This window comes from Mycoplana azooxidifex (genome assembly GCF_014196765.1).
In the GTDB taxonomy this organism is placed as follows: domain Bacteria; phylum Pseudomonadota; class Alphaproteobacteria; order Rhizobiales; family Rhizobiaceae; genus Mycoplana; species Mycoplana azooxidifex.
Window position 1 is genome coordinate 75900 of sequence record NZ_JACIEE010000012.1, and the last position, 19468, is coordinate 95367.

Here is a 19468-nt window from a genome sequence, read left to right on the forward strand (position 1 = left end):
ACCGATCAGGCTTGCCGGCGTGCGCCAGTCCGCGCCGCCCGCCCGGGCGAGGATCTGCGCCCCTCCATGCGTGATGCCGATGATGCGGCCGCCGCCGAGATCGCCGCCTCGGGATCGACATCCAGGAATTCCGGCGAACGCGAGAAGCGCAAAACCCATTCGTGGCGTGTCTGCGCCATCAGGTTCGCGAGTTCGATCCGCCGTACCGTGGCACCGACGAGATGGCGTGCCAGGCTCTGGCTGGCCTTGAGGATCGGCGAACTCAGCAGGGAGATGTCGAGCACGGCCGCAAGTTCGCCCGTCGTGTCGTAGATCGGAGCGGCCGTACAGGAGAGTGCCTCTAGAATCTATCTTTCCGCACAGTCGACATACCTGAGCGTAACAAGGAGCGGGACGTCAGAGCTTAAAGAAGCTCGCCATCAATTCGAGCTGCTGTTCCAACATCGGCTTGCCGGGATGTGTGCGGCAGCCCTTTTCGCCGGCTGCGGCCAGAAGAGGAGTGGTCTCCGGCTCCATGATGACCTCGGCGACGATCATGCCGGGTGCGAGGCCTGCCGCGTCGAGCGGCAGCGGATCGCCGGGCTTCATGCCGAGCGAAGTGCCGTTGATCACGATGTCATGACCCGCCGGATCAGTTGTGCCGACGCTGACGGAGGCGTCGGGCGCATGGCTGCGGATCCGGTCGCAGAGATCTTGCGCCTTGTCCGACGTGCGGTTCGCCAGTGTCAGGTGAGCGATGCTGGCCTCCACTAGAGCGAAGGCGATGGCGCTCGCCGCCCCGCCGGCACCGACGAGATAGACCCGCTTGCCTTCGACGGAAATACCCTTGGATCCGAGCCCGGCGACGAAGCCCACCCCATCCAGCATGTCACCGACGAGCCGGCCGTCATCCTCGCGGCGGATGACGTTGACCGCGCCCATCATCCGGGCGCGCGAGCTGATCTCGTCGCAAATGCCCGCCATTGCACCCTTGTGCGGCACCGTGACGATCCCCCCATCGAAGCTCTTCAGGGTGCGGAGCGAAACGGCAAAGGCCACAAGGTGCTCCGGCGCGACCTGGAAGGGCACCATGACCGCATCCCGCGCACGCCGGATGGCGATGGCATTGATGCCGGGCGGCGCCTTCACATGGCCGATCGGATCGGCGAGGATGGCGAGAACGCGGGTCTTGCCGGTGATGGTGGTGAGGTCGCGACCCGTCATGGCCTACTTGGCCCAGGTGAGCGCGAGCGGGTTCACCTCGCGTGCCAGTTCCAGGAGGCCCGCACGCGTCTCCGGATGGACCGGCTCCAGCGGATGGCGCACGGCGTCCGAGCCGATCACGCGGCCCTCGGCCATGACGATTTTAGCGGCGCGAAGGCCGCACTGGCGGTTCTCGTAGTTGACCAGCGGCAGGATGCGCTGGTAGGCGGCGGCGGCAAGATCGCGCCGGCCGGCCGCGTGATGCTCGATCACCGGGCGGATGAGGTCGGGGAGCAGCGCACTCGACATGACGCCCGTCGCGCCGGCATCGAGGTCGGCCATCAGCGTGATCGCCTCCTCGCCGTCGAACGGGCCCTTGATCAACTCGCCGCCGGCGGCGATCAGCGCGCGCAGCTTGCCCGCCGTGCCGGGCACCTCGATCTTGAAATAGCGCACCAGCGGCAGTTCGCGCGCCAGCTTCACGAGGAAGGGCACGGAGAGATGCACGCCGGAGAGCGGGGCGTCCTGCACCATGATCGGAATGCCGGCGGCGTCCTGGATACGGGCGAAATGATCGAAAATCGCCTGTTCATCGACGCGCAGTGCGCCGGCGCCATGGTAGGGAGGCATCATCATCAACAGGCTGGCGCCGTGTTCGCGGGCATGGGCGGCACGCTCGGCGGCAATGCGCGTGGAGAAGTGGCTGCACGTCACCATGACCGGCACGCGGCCGGCGACGTGGGCAAGGCTGTCTTCGGTGAGGATACGGCGCTCCTCGTCGGTCAGGAGGAATTGTTCGGAATAGTTGGCAAGCAGGCAGATGCCGTCCACACCCTGGTCGATCATGCAGTCGAGGACGCGGCGCTGACCCTCAAGGTCGATATCGCCATTGTCATGGAACGGCGTCGGTGCAACGGGAAACAATCCGCGGTAGGGCGTACGGTCGGCGGTCATGGTCTGTCCTGTACTGAAAACGATCTGGGGAGGCCCGGCGCGGGTTTTCCCCGCGCCGGCAAACGGCTTATTCTTCCGGAATGGTCTTCGGCAGCGACTGGTGGAAATACTTCTCGTAGATCGTGTTCAGCTTGCCGTTTTCGAGGTTCTTGGCGACCCATTCGTCGACCCACGCCTTCAATTCGTCGTCGCCCTTACGTAGGCCGACGGCCATCGGATAGGCAGCCATGTCGATCTTGAGTTCTAGGTTAAGCGCCGGGTTCTGCTCGGCCACCTCGTTTGCTGTCGAGAGTGCGGCAGCGAGGATGTTCTGCTGGCCCGTCGCGACGGCGGTGTTCGTGGTTGCCTCGTCCTCATAGCGCACGATATTGGCGTCGACGCCATTGTCCTTGACGAGGCGGGTCAACTCGATGTCGGCGGTGGTGCCACGCGCCACGGCGAGCGATTCACCGGCAAGATCGGCCGGCGCCTTGATGGCCGTTTCCTTGGACGCCGAGATGACGACCGGGATGACGCCGTAGGGCTTGGAATAATCGATGACCTTCTTGCGCTCGACAGTGATTGAGAACGAGGCGATTACCATGTCCACCTTGCGGCTGATCAGCGAGGGCACCCGGTTGGCACCGGAAACCGGTACGATTTCCAGCGGGACTCCCATGTCTTCGGCCAAGAGCTTGGCCGTCTCGACATCCGAGCCTGTTTCCTTCGCCTCGGAATCCAGCATGCCGTAGGGCGGGTGGCTGACATCGATGGCGACGATCACCTTGCCGCGTTCCTTGATCGTGGCGGGAACATCGGCCGCGCCGGCGGCGGTCGCGCCGAGGGCAAGGCCGATCGCGAGGCTTGCGGCCGTTGCGGCCAGTTTGAATTTCAACATGGTTTCTCCTCCTTGGGTTGGATGGTTCAGAGCCCGTTGCCGACAAACTGGCGCAGTTCGGCCGTTTGCGGATCGAGCAGCATGTCGCCGGGTCCAGTTTCCCAGACACGGCCCTGGTGCATGAAGACGACCTGGTCGGCGACCGAGCGCGCGAAGGCCATCTCATGCGTCACAAGCATCATCGTCATGCCGTTCGAGGCGAGGCGCTCGATGGCCCTCAGCACCTCGCCGGTCAATTCCGGGTCGAGCGCCGAAGTGACCTCGTCGAAGAGCATCAGGCGCGGATGCATGGCGAGCGAGCGGGCGATTGCGACACGCTGCTGCTGGCCGCCGGAAAGCTCCTCCGGGTAGGACTGTACCTTGTCGGACAGGCCGACCTGCGCCAGCACCTCCCTGGCAAGTTCGCGTGCCTCGGCCGAGCCGACGCCCTTCACCTTGCGGGGGGCGAGCGTCACGTTCTGCTCGACCGTCAGGTGTGGAAAAAGGTTGTAGCTCTGGAAAACGATGCCGACATCCTGGCGCAACTTGCGCAGGTCCACCTTTTCGGCGGCAAGATCGTGGCCGCAGACATGCAACTCGCCCGCCTGAAAGCGTTCCAGCCCGTTCACGCAGCGAAGCGCCGTACTCTTGCCGGAGCCCGAGCGACCGATCAGCGCGACGACCTGGCCGGGCGCCACTTCGAGATCGATGCCTTTCAGCACCTCGACCCGGCCGTAGCTCTTGTGCAGGTTGTGGAAACGGACCATCGGGTGGGTTGCGCCTGACATGATGGATTGTCCTTCGTGTGGTGGAGCCGATGACCGGAACCTTGGCCCGGCGGTTCAATTGCGGTGGAGTTTGCGTTCGAAGCGGCGCGCCATGACCGACATCGGGAAGCAGATGGCGAAGTAGATGAGCGCGGCGATCGTGAAGACGGTGAATGGCTTGAAGGTCGAGTTGTTGATGACCTTGGCCGAATAGGTGAGGTCGAAGAAGTTGATGACGACGGCGTAGGACGTGTTCTTGACGATCTGCACCAGGAAACCGACCGTCGGCGGGATGGCGATACGCAGCGCCTGCGGCAAGATGACGTGAACGAAGCGCTGCGGCTTGGTGAGCGCGAGACATTCGGCCGCCTCCCACTGGGTCTTCGGTACGGCCTGGATGCAGCCTTTCCAGATCTCGCCGAGATAGGCGCCGGCATAGAGGGTCATGGCAAGGCCGGCCGCCACCAACGCGGGCACCTCGAAGCCGCCGATGCTGATGCCGAAATACACGACGAACATGATGACCGGCAGCGGCACGCCCTGGATGAACTGGACGAGGCCGGAGGAGATGACCCGCAGCCACCTGGCGCGGGCCGAGCGCGCGAGCGCCAGTGGCAGGCCGAAAATAGTGCCGCCGACAAAGCCGAGCAGAGACAGGACGATGGTCCAGCCCGCACCCTGAAAGATATAGGCGATCTGTTGGACGGTAAGTCCCAGCATGGTTCTACCTCACAGCGGTGTGCGCAGCCGGCGGCGGCGGGGGAAGGACACTTCCGCGATGCCCAAGAGGACGACGCGCAGCAGCGAGGCGAGGCCGAGATAGAGCACGGCGATGACCAGGTAGACCTCGAAGCCGCGGAAGGTGAAGGACTGGATCATGTAGGCGACGCCCGTCAGTTCCTCGGCGGATATCTGCGACATGATGGAGGTGGCCAGCATCATCAGCACGAACTGGCTGACGAGTGCGGGATAGACCCGCTCCACCGCCTGCGGCACCTCGATATAGACGAGGGACTGGAACGGGCTCAGCGAAAGACAGGACGCCGCCTCAAGCTGGCCGCGCGGAATGGTCTGGAAGCCGGCGCGCATGATTTCCGCGGTATAGGCCCCGACATTGATGACGAGCGCGATGACCGCCGCGGCGAAGGAGCCGACATGGACCTGCAGCGAGGCGAGGCCGAAGAATAGCCAGAACACCTGGATGATCAGCGGCGTGTTGCGGATGGCCTCGACATAGATGGTGGCGATGCGCTGCGCCCAAGGCCCGCCACGAAGGCGCGCCACAGCGACGACGGTGCCGAGCAGGAAGCCCGGCAGGATCGAGGCGACCGTCATGCCGATGGTCAGCCAGACGCCATTGATGAGGTCCGGCAGGTAATCGCTCAGGAAGGAGAAATCGAATTCATACATTACGGCACGCGATTCCGGGTTCCACGACGGAAAGCAGCGCAGTTCCCGCATTTCCAGCGGGCATCGGGCGACATCGCAAGATCGCAATAGGCATCTGTCCGGGCCTCCTCCCCACGCCAATTTTCCCTCGACTGGCAGTTGACTTTTCGGGCTCTACCATGAATGATCTATGCACGCAATAATCATTTTTAGGGTTTATTTCATGACGACGGATACGATATCCCCGGTGATCAGGCTCAACCCGGCTGACAATGTGGGTGTGGCGCGCACGGCGATAACCAGCGCCACGGCGATTGCCGAGGGAGGGGAAACCGTTGCGGCACGGGCGGACATCCCGAGCGGCCACAAGGTTGCACTGCGCACCATTGCTCCGGGAGAAGCCGTCCTGAAATACGGCCAGATCATCGGAACCGCGACTGAAACCATCGCGCCGGGCGACCATGTACACCTGCACAACCTCGCCATGCAGGAAAGCCACGCGACCCATCACTTCGCCGAGGACGCCCGCGAAACGCCGCTCCTCCCGGAGGGCGAGCGCCGCACCTTCGAGGGCTATGTGCGGTCCGACGGGCAGGTCGGCACGCGCAACTTCATCGGCATCGTCACCTCTGTGAACTGTTCCGCCACGGTGGCGCGCGCTATCGCCGACCATTTCAATCGCGGCGGCGGGCTCGACGGCTATGACAATGTGGACGGCGTGGTGGCGCTGACCCACGGGACGGGCTGCGCGATCAACATGAAGACAGAGGGCTACCTTTATCTCCAGCGCGTGCTCTCCGGCTATGCGCGCAACCCCAATTTCGCCGGCATCCTCTTCATCGGCCTCGGTTGCGAAACGAACCAGATCGACCCGATCGTTCAGAAGTTCGGCCTGACGGAAGGCCCGCTCCTTCGCACCATGACAATCCAGAATCTCGGCGGCACGCGCAAGACCATCGATGTTGCGAACGGCATCATCCGCGATATGCTGCCGGAGGCGAATTCCGCCAAACGTACCACCGTGCCGCTCACTGGTCTCAAGGTCGCACTGCAATGCGGCGGCTCGGACGGCTATTCCGGCATTTCCGCCAACCCGGCACTCGGATACGCGGCTGACCTCATTGTTCAGCACGGCGGTACCGCCGTCCTCAGCGAGACGCCGGAGATCTACGGCGCGGAACACCTCCTGACGCGCCGGGCCGTCAGTGCCGAAGTGGCACAGAAGCTGATGGATCGCATCGAGTGGTGGCGCCGCTATACCGAGCACAACGGCGCCGAGCTCAACAACAACCCCTCCCACGGAAACAAGCTCGGGGGCCTGACGACCATCCTTGAGAAGTCGCTGGGTGCGGTCGCCAAGGGCGGCTCCATGCCGTTGGAGGCGGTCTACGAATATGGCGAAATCATCGACCGCACCGGCTTCGTCTTCATGGACACGCCCGGCTACGATCCCGTCGCCGTGACGGGGCAGGTCGCGGGCGGATGCAACGTCATCGTCTTCACCACCGGCCGCGGCTCGGTCTCCGGCTTCAAGCCCGCCCCCTGCATCAAGGTCGCGACCAATACCGAGATGTACGAGCACATGAGCGACGACATGGACATCAATTGCGGCGACATCGTCAACGGCACGGACAGCATCGAGGCGGCCGGCCGACGTATCTTCGAAAAGATTCTGGTTGTCGCTTCGGGCGAGCACACGCTAAGCGAGGATTTTGGATTCGGAGACAACGAGTTTGTGCCATGGCAGATCGGAGCCGTAACCTGACAGCGCCCGCGACCGGGCCTACCGGAACGGCGGGCTCGACCACCTATGCGACGATCGCTGCGCAAATCCGCAAGAGCATCGGCGCGCGCGCCCTGCCGGAAGGAACGGTGCTGCTGGAAGGGCCGCTCGCGGCGATGTTCGGCTCCAGCCGCTCGCCGGTCAAGCGTGCGCTCGCCTCGCTGGAAGAGGAAGGCCTCGTCAGCCGCTTCGACGGGCGCGGGCTGCTCGTCGGCAGGGGCGAAGTGCCACGCAGGCTGAAGATCACCCCCAAAATGCTGCTGCTCGACGACGAGGACGGCGTGAACGCCAAGACCTTTGCCTGGCAGCCCTTCTACTACGAGTTCGAGCGCGAGATCATCCTGCGCTCGGTCTTCGGCAAGACGCGGGTCAACGAACTGGCGCTGGCCCGCCACCTCGATGTCGGGCGCACCGTCGCCCACGATCTTTTGACCCATGCCCGCGAGGTCGGCATCCTACAGAAAGACGACGGGTCGCGCTGGTGGATCGTGCCGCTCGATGAAGCGCGCTTCGAAAATCTCTACCAGTTGCGCATCCTCCTCGAACCGGTCGCCCTGGCCGGCGCCATGGAGCACATTCCCCCTGCGACTCTCGACGAGATCGAAGCGCGGCTTCACCGCGTGCAGAGCGAATTTCCCGCGGTCACCGGCGCCGATCTCGACAGGCTGGAGGCCGATCTTCACATCGAGTGCATTGGCTACAGCCCAAATCCCGAGATCGTTGGAGCCCTGAAGCGCAGCCGCTGCATTCTCGTGGCGGGCAAACACATCCAGCTAGCGTTCGGCAACGGCAACGGCGTGGATCCCTTTATGGAGGAGCATCTGGAGATCGTTCAGGCGTTACGCGACAGGGACGCGGAGGCTATCCGCACCCGCCTTGTCCGCCATCTCGCACTTTCCGCGGAAAAGGCCGCCCTGCGACTTCAGGCCTTCCGTAGTTCACAGGTCATGGCCGACCTGCCCTATGTCCTCGACTAGGCTGGATCACATTAGACGGATCTCGCTTCTCCGATGGGCCGCGATCCGGCACCCAGCGGTAGTCACTCTCGCTTGAGTTTAGCGGGAAGCTTCAGTCACGACGGTGCCCCGACACATCTACTCCGGCGTCGTGCGGGAGTGACGGGCGATGGCATCGCGAATGTTCACCGACGCATAGTTGCTGATGAAGACCTCGTCCCTGGTGCCCTTCGGCGAATAGATCGCCAGGCCGTGCAGCATGCTGGACGACCGGCGACGGCCAGCCAATCACACAGCGCCCCTCGATCCTTCGGGTGCGACCATGCCGGCGGAATAGGAATTCTGGACGAGTGATGGACGCCGTCGTGGCGGCGTCCAAATTCAACGCGTTGGTCTGCCGGCTGGCTATTCATTGCCACCCCAGGCCTTCGGATAGTTCGGCATCTCCTCGCAGCCGCACATCGTGTAATGCAGCGGGGGCATTTTCTCGTTGACGAAGCTGTCGAGGTTTTCCTTCGTGATCGCCGGCTGCGGCAGGACCCATTCCGGACCCGGAACCGCTTCACCCTTCAGGATGCTGACGGCCGCGAGGATCGGCGTGCGCCACTGGTAGGTCGGGTAGGTCGGTGCGATCGCCGTCATGTTGAGCGCCCGCCACTTCTGGAGGAAGTCCTGCTGGTCCTCGCCGACGAAGACCGGGATCTCGTATCCGCCGTCCTCGAAGGCTTCGACCGCCGCGACCGCGGTCGCGCCGGCATCCATCCAGACGGCATCGATGCTGCCGCGCTGGAGATAGTCCTCCACGATGGATTTGGTCTTGGCATTGTCGCCGTCGGTGAATTCCGCGCCGACAACCTTGAGGCCGGCCTCGTCAAGGATACGACGGCCGGCTGAGTAACGCGTTTCCAGCACGTCCACGCCGGGCAGGATGCGCAGCATGAGGACATTTCCGCCGGACTTGACGTTGTCGGCGATGAACTGCGCGCCCTGGATGCCGAAGCCGTAGCCGCCGACCGGATGGATGAAGGTCACCGGGCAATCGGTCTGGACGCCCCGGTCGAAGACGATGACGGGCAGCTTCTGGCAGGCCGCCTCGACAGCCGGCGTTAGCGCCGCGGTCGTGTTGGGCGAGACGATCAGGACATCGCAGTTGCCGCCGGCCAAAAGGTCGTTGATGTCGGCGATCTGCTTGTCGTCGGAGCCTTCGGCATCGACATGCACGAAATTGCCGATTTCGGGATGAAGCGCCACCTCCTCCTTCATGTTGGTATAGCCGACGACGCGCCATGGATTGTTGACGCCCGCATTCGAGAAGCAGACCGTCGCCGGCCCTTCTTTCTTGTACTTTGCCGTGTCGGCCATCTTGCCGACGAGGTACTGCGCCCACGGCTGGCCTTCCGGGCCTTTCGGCGTCATGGCGAGCTGTTCCCTCTGGCGGGCGAACTCCTCGGGGTCGTTGAAGTTGTCCGCCGCGTGCGACGTGTTTGCCGTGGCGAGCAGCATGCCCGCCGTGACTGCATATGACAGGAATTGCTTCATCTTTGGTTCCTCCCTTTCGATGATGCGTGGATACGGGCTATTGCCCGGTTCGTTTGCGGCGATACATGGCAAGCGCCACCGCAGCGATGAGAATGAGGCCCTGCACGACCTGACGGACGGGTTGCGGCAGTCCCAGAAAATTGAGCAGCGTGAAGATCGCCGTCAGCGTCAGCGCCCCGGCTATGGTTGCCGGAACGGAGCCTCGGCCTCCGAGAAGCTGAGCGCCCCCGAGCACGGCCGCGGTGATCGCCTGCAATTCGTAGCCCGTGCCCACATCGGTGGACACGCCGGCGAAGCCGCCGAGCAGGATGCCGGCGACCACGGCGCTCAGGGACGACACGACGAATGCCGTGATTCGCACACGGTTGACCGGCACGCCGGCGAGCTGCGCGGCACGCGGATTGTCGCCGATGGCGTGGATCATGCGTCCGAGGTTGGTGCGATGCATCAGCCAGTAGAGCGCGAAGCCGAGGACGGCCATCACGATTACCGCGACCGGCAGCATCCGGATGACCGGGATATCCATGATGTTGAAGCGGCCGAAATAACGGAAGCTGTCCGGCAGGTAACCCCGTGGCGCGCCACCCGACCACATGAAGGCGAAGCCGTTGAGCGTGATCATCATGCCGAGCGTGGCGATCAGCGATGGCACTTTCAGGAAGCACACGACGAGACCGTTCACCACGCCGACGGCGAGCCCGATGCCAAGCATCGCGGCGATGACCCAGCCTGTGGCGTTCGGATCGTTGTTGGACAGCATCGATGAACCGACGACGACCAGCGTGATCAGCGAGCCGACGGAAAGGTCGAAGCCGCCGGAAACGATGACGTAGACCTGCCCCGCCGCCAGAATGGCAAGCGGTGCCGCCCGCTTGAGGAAGTTCATGTAGCCGGTCGGCTCCACGAAGGCGGGGTTGTTGAGGATGATGGCGACGATCAGCGCCGCAAGCAGGAAGTAGACCGGATTGATCTGCGGAAGGCCGCGGGCCTTCTCGGGCTTGGCTGCGGAGAGGACATGGTCGGTCATGCAACGATCCTCTTCGAGCGGACGGCATAGAAGGCGACGGCAGCGACGATGATGATGCCGCGCAACACCTGTTTCACGAAGGCGTCGACGCCGAGGACGTTGAAGATCGAATCGATCAGCGAGAAGATCATCACGCCGACGACCGTGCCCCAGATTCCGCCACGCCCGCCGGCAAGGATGGTCCCGCCGATCACCACCACGGCGATGGATTCCAGGTCGTACACGCCATTCGCGCCGATCCAGGGTGCCCCGGAGCGCAGGCGGCTGGCGAGATAGAGACCCGCGACGGTCGCGCAGAGCGAGCAGATGATGTGGGCGATGACGACGATCCTGCCGGTCGGGATACCGGCAAAGCGCGCTGCATCGGCATTGCCGCCCACCGCATAGACGTTGGAGCCGAACCGCGTGAGCCGAAGAACGACGGAGGCCACCATCGCCAGGCCGAAGAAGAACAGGATGGCAAAGGGTATGCCCGCCACATTGCCGTAGGCGAAGAACTGGAACTCCACCGGCACCGCGCCCGCGAAATTGGAAACGAAGGCGGAAAGGCAGCCCTGTATCACGAGGCTCACGCCGAGGGTCGCGATCAGTGGGTTCACGTCGAGGCGCGTGATGATCAGCCCGTTGATCGCGCCGACAAACGCTCCCAGCGCGAGCGACGCGGCGATCGCCGGAAGGATCATGGCCGGGTCGCCGTTCATGATCACCGAGGCGAGCACCGTTGTCGCCGAGATCAGGCTGGCGACGGACAGATCGATAGACGCGACAAGGATGACGAAGGTCTGCCCGATCGCCGTGACGCCGAGCGCAATCGACCGGCCGAGCACCGCAAGCAGATTGTCCCAGTTGAGATACTGCGTCTGCCCCGTGACGATGCAGGCCGCGAGATAGATGCCCACGGCGGCGAGCAGCAGCAGCGCGGGCGCCCAGCGGTCGAACCGGAACCGGAACGCCGGAGACTTTGGCCGTTCAGCGGCAATCTCGCTCATACCGCGGCCTCCTGTTCGCCGGTCGCATCCAGCATGATCGCCGTCTCGCTGGCTCCGGAAGGATGCTCGGCCACGATCCTGCCCCCGCGCATGGCGAGGATGCGATCTGCCGCACCGATGATCTCCGGCAGGTCGGACGAGATCATGATGATGCCTGCGCCCTCTTTCGCCAGGTCGCGCATCAGGCGATAGATTCCGGACTTGGCATTGACGTCGATGCCGCGGGTCGGCTCGATGAAGATCAGCACCTTCGGCTTCAGCGCCAGCCAGCGCGCGACGATCGCCTTCTGCTGGTTTCCGCCGGAAAGGAACCGGATGTCCTGATCGTAGGATGCGGCCTTGACCTCCATCTGGTCGAGCAGGCGGTCCATGCCCGCAAGATCGGTGAAGGCGGTTTTCCTGTGGCTGGAAAAGAGGTTGCCGAAGGCGCGCGGCGTGAGCATGCCGTTGTCGCGCACGGACTGCATGAGCACCAGCCCCTCGCCTTTGCGGTCGCCGGGCAAAAGGCCGATGCCTGCGCGGATGGCCTGACGCGGATGCGTGAACCGCACGCTATCGCCGGCAAGCGTCATGGTACCGCTCTCGAACGGACGAGCGCCGAAGATCGCCATGGCAAGCGCCACGCGTCCCGCGCCCTGGATGCCGGCAAAGCCCAGGATTTCGCCGGCCCGCAGCTCGAAAGCGATGTCGTGAAGCGCGTCGTTGCTGCCGCCCAGCACAGACAGGACAGGCTTGCCAAGTTCGTCGGCGGTGGCGAAAGGCGCGTAGAAATCCGATATGTCCCGCCCGACCATCGCATGAACGATCGCCGATGGCTCCGGCAGGGTTTCGAACCGGGCGGCGATCTCACCGTCCTTCAGCACAGTCACGCGATCGGCGAGCCTCGTCACCTCGCGCATGCGATGGGTGATGTAGATCACCGCCGTGCCATGCGCGCGCAAAGCGTCCACGGTCTCGAAGAGTTCGCGGCACTCGGCTTCATTAAGCGCCGCCGTCGGCTCGTCCATCACCAGAACCTTGGCGTCGAGCGAAATGGCCTTGGCGATTTCGACCATCTGCTGCGAGGCGACGTCGAGGTCCGCCACCAGCGCATCCGGATCGATCCGCCGGCCCGCGCCGAACATGTCGAGCACGCGCCGCGTCTGCGCGCACATCGCTGCACTGTCGAGCATCCAGTTGCGGGTGATCTCCCGCCCCAGGAATATGTTCTGCGTCACCGTGCGTTCGGGGAGAAGGGAGAACTCCTGATAGATGACCGAAATGCCGGCCGCGATTGCCTCCACAGGATGGCGAAACGCCACCGGCCTGCCGTCGATCCACACCTCGCCGTCATCGGGCCTGTAGACGCCCGACAGGATCTTGATCAGCGTGGACTTGCCGGCACCGTTCTCGCCGACGAGGGCGTGCACTTCCCCGCGCCGGCAGGCGAAGCTCACGTCCTCCAGCGCCACGACGCCGGGAAAGCGCTTGCCGATACCCTTCATCTCGATCACGGGTGCGTCTGTCATGCCGCAGCATCCCATCCGCGACGAACGAAGTCGATCGACTCAGAAAACAGCGTGTCGTAGTCGGGAAACAGCGGCCGCCAGACGCGCGTGGCCGCCGCCAGTTCCGGCAGGCCGCCGCCGAAGGCCTCGATCGTCACCCAGCCGTCATAGCCGGTCCCGCGGACTGCGCCGAACACCTCGGCGAAGTCGATGTGGCCTCGCCCCGGAATGCCGCGATCGTTCTCGGATATGTGCAGGACGCCGATATGGCCGGCGACGGCGGCAATGGCGCGCGGCTGCTTCTGCTCCTCGATATTGGCATGAAAGGTGTCGTACATGATGGAGAAGGCATCATGGTCGACCGCATCGACATAGGCTTTCGCCTGACCCATCGTGTTCAGGAAATGGGTCTCGAACCGGTTGAGATGTTCCAGAGCCAGATAGATGCCGTTGGCATGGGCCTGCTCCGCCATGCGATGGTGCGCCTCGGCACCGTAGCGGATCTCGTCCTCACTCGGGCCCGAACCGGTGAAATGGCCGATGGGCGCATGGAACGGGCCGCCGATGCTCTCGGAACCGAGCGCGAGCGCGCATTCCATGATCCAGTCGAGATGGGCCAGACCGCGCCGCCTCACATCCGCGTCGCTGCTCAGCGGATTGGCATCGGGCGACGGCGTGACCGAGGTCGATGTCCGGCGCAGGCCGATGGCGTCGAGTTCCTTGCCGAGCCACGCGTAGTGCCGCGCGTCGCCCGTCAGAACGGGGACCTCGACTCCGTCATAACCCAGCGCCTTCAATCGCCGGATTTGCGGCAGGTGCTTGTCGGTGATGAAACCGGCAAGGCACAACAGATTGATGCCGACCTGCATATTCCTCCCTCGGCCGGCTTCGCCGGCGCGCCCGCCCAGCATGTTCGATTTTCATCGTCGCGCGATCGCAGGTATTTTCTTGTCTTTGTACCTTGGCAGTTTATGCCGCGACTTTTCCTCTCCTGCACGTCCCTCTCACGACAGGAAAAGACAGAAATCATTGACTTTTTTTAGTCACAGCTCTATTGGTCGGCTGGAATTCGATAAGGACAGCATTGCCGATCCGCGCGACAAGCGCGTTCAAAATCTGCAAGCGGTAAAAATCATACATCGGGAGGACATTCGATGACCGGCATGAACAAGGCGAGCGCGGTCGCACGCCCGGCAGTCTTCCGCGAACCCGGCGCGCTGCTTTACGCGGGCAACTGCAAGGATCTGCTGGATGCGTCGCTGGAGGGCAAGGTGACGCTCAGCGCTTGGACGCGACGCGGCTATCCGGGCCGCGATCTCGGGGATGCCCTGCCGCAGGTCTGCTCGGTCGGCGGGTGGGATGCGACGCGCCCGCAGGACTGGGGTCTCAAGGAGCATTGCAACGAGGGCGTCAAGATCGCCTATCTGGCGCGGGGCACGATGACGCTGATGCTCGACGGCCAGCGGCACGAGTTGCAGGAGGGCCAGATGTTCGTGGTGCGCCCCTGGCAGTTGCACGCGTTCGGCGACCCCTTCGTCGGTCCGAGCCAGATCGTCTGGGTTCTGTTCGACATGGGCGTCCGCCGGCCGCACGAAGACTGGCTCTGGCCCGACTGGGTCGCATGGCCCGAGCGCGACCAGAAGAGGCTGACCGAGCTACTCTCCAGAAACGAACAACCTTGGTACACGGCATCGCGCGAAGTCGCGCGCAGTTTCATGGATATCGCGGACCTCGTCGCCACCAACGATATCGAGGGCGGCGAGACGCGCCTGCGCCTGCTGATCTCGATGATGCTCCTGCAGTTCAAGAACCAGATGGAGGCCTACCAGCCCATACTGGACAGTTCGCTGGCCGCCTCGCGCCGCACGGTCGATATCTTTCTCAAGCGGCTCTGGCATGCGCTCGACGACGACTGGACGCTGGAGAACATGGCGGCCGAGTGCAACCTTTCGCGCACGCAGTTCGCCAAGCACTGCCAGTCGCTCACCAACATGACCCCGACACGCTATTTCCACATGATCCGCCTGGAGGCCGCCCGCCAGATGCTGTCGTCCAGCAACGGCAGGTCGGTTACCGAAGTCGCCTTCGACTGCGGCTTCTCCTCAAGCCAGTACTTCGCCACCTGCTTTCGCAAGCAGTTCGGCATTTCGCCCAGTGAACTGAGATTTCGATAGGACGGGACAAGTTCGATCTGCAGTCCACCCCTTTCCTGCCGCCCCATCCGCAATCCCGGCCGAGACCGGATGAGAGTGCGGTGTTGCCGAAGAGGTCAATTATAAAGGGATTGTCATGCGACATGGCTGTTTCTTCTGAGTGCGGGGCACGTCGTCGTCCGGCTGGAAGGCTCCAGCAGGGGCTGACATGCGTGAATTGTGGTGATTGGGTTCGCGGCCGCCGGACGGCGCCCGTCGACGGATTGCTAGCCTCGCGCGATCACGATGCATTGCGTCCGGAAGGAATGAGATGCGCAGATGCGCGCAACTGGGACTGGCTGCGATCAAGGCCTCAAGGCCATCGGCGTCGAGGAAATCCACGCCGTCATCGCCGCCGAACGTCCGGCGTTTGACCACGAGCCAGTCGTCGTTTCTGCGGGGGTCGCATTCCTCGGCGTAGGCGCCGAGTGGCTTTGCTCCCTCGGCCAGTTCGTCGTTGGAGCACAGATATATCCCGTGGTCTTCGACGAGCCAGAGGCCCGGCTTCCGGTTGTCGGTCGCAGATAACACGAAGTGGGGATCGCGGAACCCGCCATTGGCTGCGCGTCCACAATTCCGCGAGCGATGACCTCGCGGACGGTGGTGATGGGGAAGGTCAACGTCATCTCACGCCTCCCCCACGCCACCATTGCATCGGGCATGCGGTCGTCGATTTTCAGGCTGCGCATGGCGAACATTTCACCACGCATCCAGAGCGGCGGCAGGATCTCGAACATGTAGTCGTGCCCGCGCTCTCAAATCTCGAACCATTCGCCGCCGTAGAGCGCGCTATCGTCACCCTCCCAGCAGTTCGGACGTTGGGCGTGACAGTCGAACGTGCGGAACATCTGCCGGCGGTCGGCGATGCCCTGATAGACTTTGCGTACGGACAAGAGGGTCATGGGCGGGCTCCCCCCGTCGAGCGGAAGCGTGGCTCATCCTCTCGATGGCGCCATCCTCTTCAGCCCTTCTTGCCCCCTCCCCGCGGCCGCCTCTCCGTCCGGCGGGGTCAAGGGCCGCGCAGCGGGCAAAGCTTTACCCTTGACGCGGCCGGCGGGCATGCGGCAGCCCGGCTTTCGTCTTCTTCCGTTCTCCCTTTTTCTCTTTCCATCTTCTTCCATGTCCCTTCGCTGTTACCCTGATCAGGGTGCAGGCTGTTTCCGTGACACATTTTTCATACTACAGGCTTAATTGATGAAGTTGAAACCCAGGCGATAAGCTGATGAATATATGTCCTCTATCAGCCTGTAAGAAAAATGATCGACCTCTTCCAGGAACCAGAGGACGCAACACAGCTAGAGCCGCAGGAGCGCGAGGGCCTGCTTCAAAGCTGGATCACCCACAGGCAGGATCTCAACGAGGCCGAACAGGAAAACATCGTCGAGGGCGCAGCCTGGGCTCGCGGACGACGCCGCATGCCGCTCGGCGGGATGCTGACCGAAGACTTCATGCGCATGTTCAGGCCGGCCTGCTGAGTTTATGCTGCATCGCACAATTTACTTGCGCCTGCTTTCCACTCAAGGTATCAGTTGTCGGCTCGCATTCGTACCAATAGCCGGCAAAGGGATGTTCTAAGTATCGTTCACGACGGCCGAAATGATATGCCTACAAAATGGGACGCTGTGCACAATGTCATCTGCAGTTGACGTGGCATGGACATGCCGGTTTGTCACCGGGGCCATGCTCCCGGTCGGAAATAGTGCCCAAAACGCCTATTTACGCAAAAACTCGCTCCTGAATTCTCCCCGCTGTTCTGCGAGGTCCGATGCAGACAAAGAAAGCCGAAACGGAAAAGTCTTCTCGAGAGCCGGTGCTGGTCGATCTGGCACTGCAAGGCGGCGGGTCGCATGGCGCCTTCAGTTGGGGAGTGATGGATCGGCTGCTCGAGGAACCCTGGCTCAAGATCGAAGGCGTCTCCGGCACCTCGGCGGGGGCGATGAACGCCGCAGTACTTGCTGATGGCTATGCTGAGGGCGGCGCTGAGGGAGCGCGCAAGGCGTTGGAGACCTACTGGTTCCACGTCTCCGAGGCGGCGCGCTTCAGCCCGTTCAAGCGCGGCCCGATCGACAAGCTGCTCGGCCGCTGGACGCTGGACCATTCGCCGATGTTCGTCATCATGGACTCGGTGTCTCGACTGTTCTCTCCCTACGACCTCAATCCCAGCGGCACCAACGCGTTGGCACCCATATTGGCGAAGGAGATCAATTTCGAGCGGCTCCGCAATTCGCCCCTCAAGGTCTTCATCACCGCTACCAATGTACGCACCGGACGCCCGCGCGTCTTCCGCAACGCCGACCTGACGCCCGAGGTGCTAATGGCCTCGGCGTGCCTGCCGACCCTCTTCCAGGCGGTGGAGATCGACGGCGAACCCTATTGGGACGGTGGTTACTCGGGCAACCCGACCCTGGCGCCGCTGGTCGGCGAGCTCACATCCGACGACACCATCCTCATTCCCATCAACCCGGTCGAGCGCCCCGGCACGCCGAAAACCGCTCAGGAAATCCTTAATCGCCTGAACGAGATATCGTTCAACTCGGTGCTGATCAAGGAACTGTACATGATGGCGCTGCTGCGTCGCAACACCGTTCCCGGAAACGACGAAGGCGCCGAGTGGGCTAGGATGCGGGTCCATATCGTACGTAACCCGGTCATGACCAAGCTCGGCTATTCCTCGAAGCTTAACGCCGAATGGGACTTCCTCAGCATGCTGAAGGAGGAAGGCCGCAAGGCGGCGGCGGAATTCCTCCTCCTGCATGCCGACGACATTGGCAAGCGGTCTACCCTCGACATCGACCAACTGATTGCGGAGATGACCTGACCATGGGACTTCTCGGCATCCTGGTCGGTCTTGCGGTTCTCATCTTCTTCGCCTTCCGGGGCTCAAGCATCCTCATCCTCGCCCCAGTGGCGGGGCTGATGGTGGCCGCGTTCTCGGCCGAGCCGTTGCTCGCCAGTTGGACGCAGACCTTCATGCCGAACGCCGCGCAGTTCTTGGCGCAGTTCTTTCCTTTGTTCTTGCTCGGGGCGCTGTTCGGCAAACTGATGGAGGATTCCGGGTCAGTCACCTCCATCGCCAGGTACATGACGCAGAAGCTCGGGCCTTCGCGGGCCGTGCTGGCGGTGGTGCTGGCGGGCGCCATCGTCACCTATGGCGGCGTCAGCCTATTCGTCGCCTTCTTCGTGCTGGTGCCCATGGCCATCGAGCTGTTCCGCACCGCCGGCGTGCCGCGCCGGCTGATGCCGGCGGCGGTGGCACTCGGCACCACCACCTTCACCATGTCGGCCATGCCCGGCACGCCGTCCATCAACAACGCCATCCCCATGCCCTTCTTCGGTACCACTCCGTTTGCGGCGCCAGGGCTCGGCATCATCGCCTCGCTCATCATGCTCGGCTTCGGCATGTGGTGGCTGAAGCGGAAGGAAATGCGAGCGCGGCTCACCGGCGAGGGCTTCGGCGCATATGTCAACGACAGCGTGGAAAAGGCGGCGGACGACCCCATCGTGCGCGAGCGGGCCACCACCTCGCAGCACTTCGATCCTGCCGAGATCGACCACAGCGCTTCCGCCGCCACGGACCCGCCAATCTTCCTCGCCGCCCTGCCCATCATCGTGGTGGTAATCGTGAACCTGTTCATGTCGTTCGCCATCCTCCCGGGGATGGACGTCGCCTTCCTGGCCGAGCCCCGCTGGGGCGGGGTCACGCTCTCCGCCGTCGGCGGCGTGTGGTCGGTCATCACCGCGCTCATCGCCGCCATCATCACGGCGATCGCCATCAACTTCCGCAGCGTGCCGGAACTGCGCGCCACCATGACCGCGGGCGCAAACGCCTCGGTGCTGCCCATCGTGTCGGTGGCGAGCCTCGTCGGCTTCGGTGCCATCGTGGCGGCCACGCCGGCATTCGAGGACGTGCGCAACTGGGTGCTAGGCATCGAGGGCGGGCCGCTGGTGTCGCTGGCGGTGGCCACCAACATCCTGGCCGCGCTCACCGGCTCCGCCTCGGGCGGCCTCACCATCGCCCTCGACTCGCTGGGGTCGACCTACATGCAGATCGCAGCCGAGATCGGTATGGACCCTGCGCTGATGCATCGCGTTGCGGTGATCGGCTCGGGCACGCTCGACAGCCTGCCGCACAACGGCGCGGTCGTGACCCTGCTCTCGGTGTGCGGCGTGACGCACAAGGAGGGCTATCTCGACATCGTCATGACCGCCATCGTCGGTGCGCTCATCGCCCTTGTCGCAGTAATCGTGCTCGGCTCACTGGTGGGCAGCTTCTGACGGGCGTGGATAGGCATGGAAGGAGGGAAATACGCGGCGATTGCTAAGGTGATGTTGCAGTTCACCATGGCG

At 63.6% G+C, this 19468-nt stretch carries 20 protein-coding genes and 2 pseudogenes; 7 read left to right on the forward strand and 15 right to left on the reverse strand.

Translation table 11 applies throughout. The features are described 5' to 3' along the window. Positions 1-5: 5 nt before the first annotated feature. The 7 genes from GGQ64_RS28345 to GGQ64_RS23760 form a co-directional block, all read right to left on the reverse strand. Entirely contained in the window at positions 6-284 is a 279-nt protein-coding gene (locus GGQ64_RS28345) for a hypothetical protein (RefSeq protein ID WP_425488536.1), read from the reverse strand. A 112-nt stretch (positions 285-396) separates the two neighbouring features. After that, on the reverse strand, positions 397-1203 hold the full coding sequence (locus GGQ64_RS23735) for a shikimate dehydrogenase family protein (protein WP_183807820.1): 807 nt from the start codon (positions 1201-1203) through the stop codon (positions 397-399). A 3-nt stretch (positions 1204-1206) separates the two neighbouring features. Further along, on the reverse strand, positions 1207-2136 hold the full coding sequence (locus GGQ64_RS23740) for a dihydrodipicolinate synthase family protein (protein WP_183807821.1): 930 nt from the start codon (positions 2134-2136) through the stop codon (positions 1207-1209). 67 nt (positions 2137-2203) lie between these two features. Beyond that, a complete protein-coding gene (locus GGQ64_RS23745; RefSeq protein ID WP_183807822.1) occupies positions 2204-3013 on the reverse strand; it encodes a transporter substrate-binding domain-containing protein in 810 nt (269 codons plus the stop codon). 26 nt (positions 3014-3039) lie between these two features. Further along, positions 3040-3780 carry an amino acid ABC transporter ATP-binding protein gene (locus GGQ64_RS23750; RefSeq protein ID WP_183807823.1) on the reverse strand — a complete coding sequence of 247 codons (741 nt, stop codon included), beginning with the start codon at positions 3778-3780 and terminating at the stop codon, positions 3040-3042. Between the two features lie 54 nt (positions 3781-3834). Then, positions 3835-4479 carry an amino acid ABC transporter permease gene (locus GGQ64_RS23755; RefSeq protein WP_183807824.1) on the reverse strand — a complete coding sequence of 215 codons (645 nt, stop codon included), beginning with the start codon at positions 4477-4479 and terminating at the stop codon, positions 3835-3837. Between the two features lie 9 nt (positions 4480-4488). Continuing rightward, positions 4489-5169 carry an amino acid ABC transporter permease gene (locus GGQ64_RS23760; protein WP_183807825.1) on the reverse strand — a complete coding sequence of 227 codons (681 nt, stop codon included), beginning with the start codon at positions 5167-5169 and terminating at the stop codon, positions 4489-4491. Positions 5170-5371: 202 nt separating this feature from the next. Here GGQ64_RS23760 and GGQ64_RS23765 point away from each other — a divergent pair, with 202 nt between their 5' ends. Continuing rightward, a complete protein-coding gene (locus GGQ64_RS23765; RefSeq protein ID WP_183807826.1) occupies positions 5372-6913 on the forward strand; it encodes a UxaA family hydrolase in 1542 nt (513 codons plus the stop codon). Beyond that, the gene (locus GGQ64_RS23770; RefSeq protein ID WP_183807827.1) at positions 6889-7908 is read left to right on the forward strand and encodes a GntR family transcriptional regulator; all 1020 of its coding nucleotides are present in this window, start codon (positions 6889-6891) and stop codon (positions 7906-7908) included. Before GGQ64_RS23765 ends, GGQ64_RS23770 begins: the two co-directional genes overlap by 25 nt. 117 nt (positions 7909-8025) lie before the next feature. Here the strand turns inward: GGQ64_RS23770 and GGQ64_RS23775 are convergent, their stop codons facing one another. The 6 genes from GGQ64_RS23775 to GGQ64_RS23800 form a co-directional block, all read right to left on the reverse strand. Beyond that, a complete protein-coding gene (locus tag GGQ64_RS23775; protein WP_183807917.1) occupies positions 8026-8175 on the reverse strand; it encodes a hypothetical protein in 150 nt (49 codons plus the stop codon). A gap of 117 nt (positions 8176-8292) precedes the next feature. Further along, positions 8293-9426, reverse strand: coding sequence for a substrate-binding domain-containing protein (locus tag GGQ64_RS23780; RefSeq protein WP_183807828.1), 1134 nt, complete (start codon positions 9424-9426; stop codon positions 8293-8295). 37 nt (positions 9427-9463) lie between these two features. Further along, complete coding sequence (locus GGQ64_RS23785; protein ID WP_183807829.1) at positions 9464-10453, reverse strand: ABC transporter permease; 990 nt, start codon at positions 10451-10453, stop codon at positions 9464-9466. Then, entirely contained in the window at positions 10450-11442 is a 993-nt protein-coding gene (locus tag GGQ64_RS23790) for an ABC transporter permease (protein ID WP_183807830.1), read from the reverse strand. Before GGQ64_RS23790 ends, GGQ64_RS23785 begins: the two co-directional genes overlap by 4 nt. Then, a complete protein-coding gene (locus GGQ64_RS23795) occupies positions 11439-12950 on the reverse strand; it encodes a sugar ABC transporter ATP-binding protein (RefSeq protein ID WP_183807831.1) in 1512 nt (503 codons plus the stop codon). The genes GGQ64_RS23790 and GGQ64_RS23795 overlap by 4 nt, the downstream gene beginning before the upstream one ends. Continuing rightward, positions 12947-13798, reverse strand: a complete 852-nt coding sequence (locus tag GGQ64_RS23800) for a sugar phosphate isomerase/epimerase family protein (RefSeq protein WP_183807832.1) — start codon at positions 13796-13798, stop codon at positions 12947-12949. Before GGQ64_RS23800 ends, GGQ64_RS23795 begins: the two co-directional genes overlap by 4 nt. A gap of 40 nt (positions 13799-13838) precedes the next feature. On the opposite strand from GGQ64_RS23800, the gene GGQ64_RS27655 reads away from it, so the two are divergent. After that, complete coding sequence (locus tag GGQ64_RS27655) at positions 13839-14087, forward strand: hypothetical protein (protein ID WP_210300403.1); 249 nt, start codon at positions 13839-13841, stop codon at positions 14085-14087. Continuing rightward, entirely contained in the window at positions 14084-15103 is a 1020-nt protein-coding gene (locus GGQ64_RS23805; RefSeq protein ID WP_183807833.1) for a helix-turn-helix transcriptional regulator, read from the forward strand. Before GGQ64_RS27655 ends, GGQ64_RS23805 begins: the two co-directional genes overlap by 4 nt. Positions 15104-15202: 99 nt before the next feature. On the opposite strand, the gene GGQ64_RS28245 is transcribed toward GGQ64_RS23805, so the two are convergent. Further along, entirely contained in the window at positions 15203-15652 is a 450-nt protein-coding gene (locus tag GGQ64_RS28245; protein ID WP_343059552.1) for a DUF3085 domain-containing protein, read from the reverse strand. Between the two features lie 152 nt (positions 15653-15804). After that, positions 15805-16023: pseudogene (locus GGQ64_RS23815) on the reverse strand (DUF1419 domain-containing protein); the annotation flags it as partial. A gap of 354 nt (positions 16024-16377) precedes the next feature. Between GGQ64_RS23815 and GGQ64_RS23820 the strand changes: the two are divergent. From GGQ64_RS23820 to GGQ64_RS23830, 3 genes and pseudogenes are all read left to right on the forward strand, one after another. Continuing rightward, positions 16378-16575: pseudogene (locus GGQ64_RS23820) on the forward strand (mobile mystery protein B); the annotation flags it as partial. A 311-nt stretch (positions 16576-16886) separates the two neighbouring features. Further along, positions 16887-17939 (forward strand): patatin-like phospholipase family protein, encoded by a 1053-nt coding sequence (locus GGQ64_RS23825; RefSeq protein WP_183807834.1) that lies wholly within the window; start codon positions 16887-16889, stop codon positions 17937-17939. A gap of 2 nt (positions 17940-17941) precedes the next feature. Continuing rightward, positions 17942-19396 carry a GntP family permease gene (locus tag GGQ64_RS23830; RefSeq protein ID WP_183807835.1) on the forward strand — a complete coding sequence of 485 codons (1455 nt, stop codon included), beginning with the start codon at positions 17942-17944 and terminating at the stop codon, positions 19394-19396. Positions 19397-19468 lie beyond the last annotated feature (72 nt).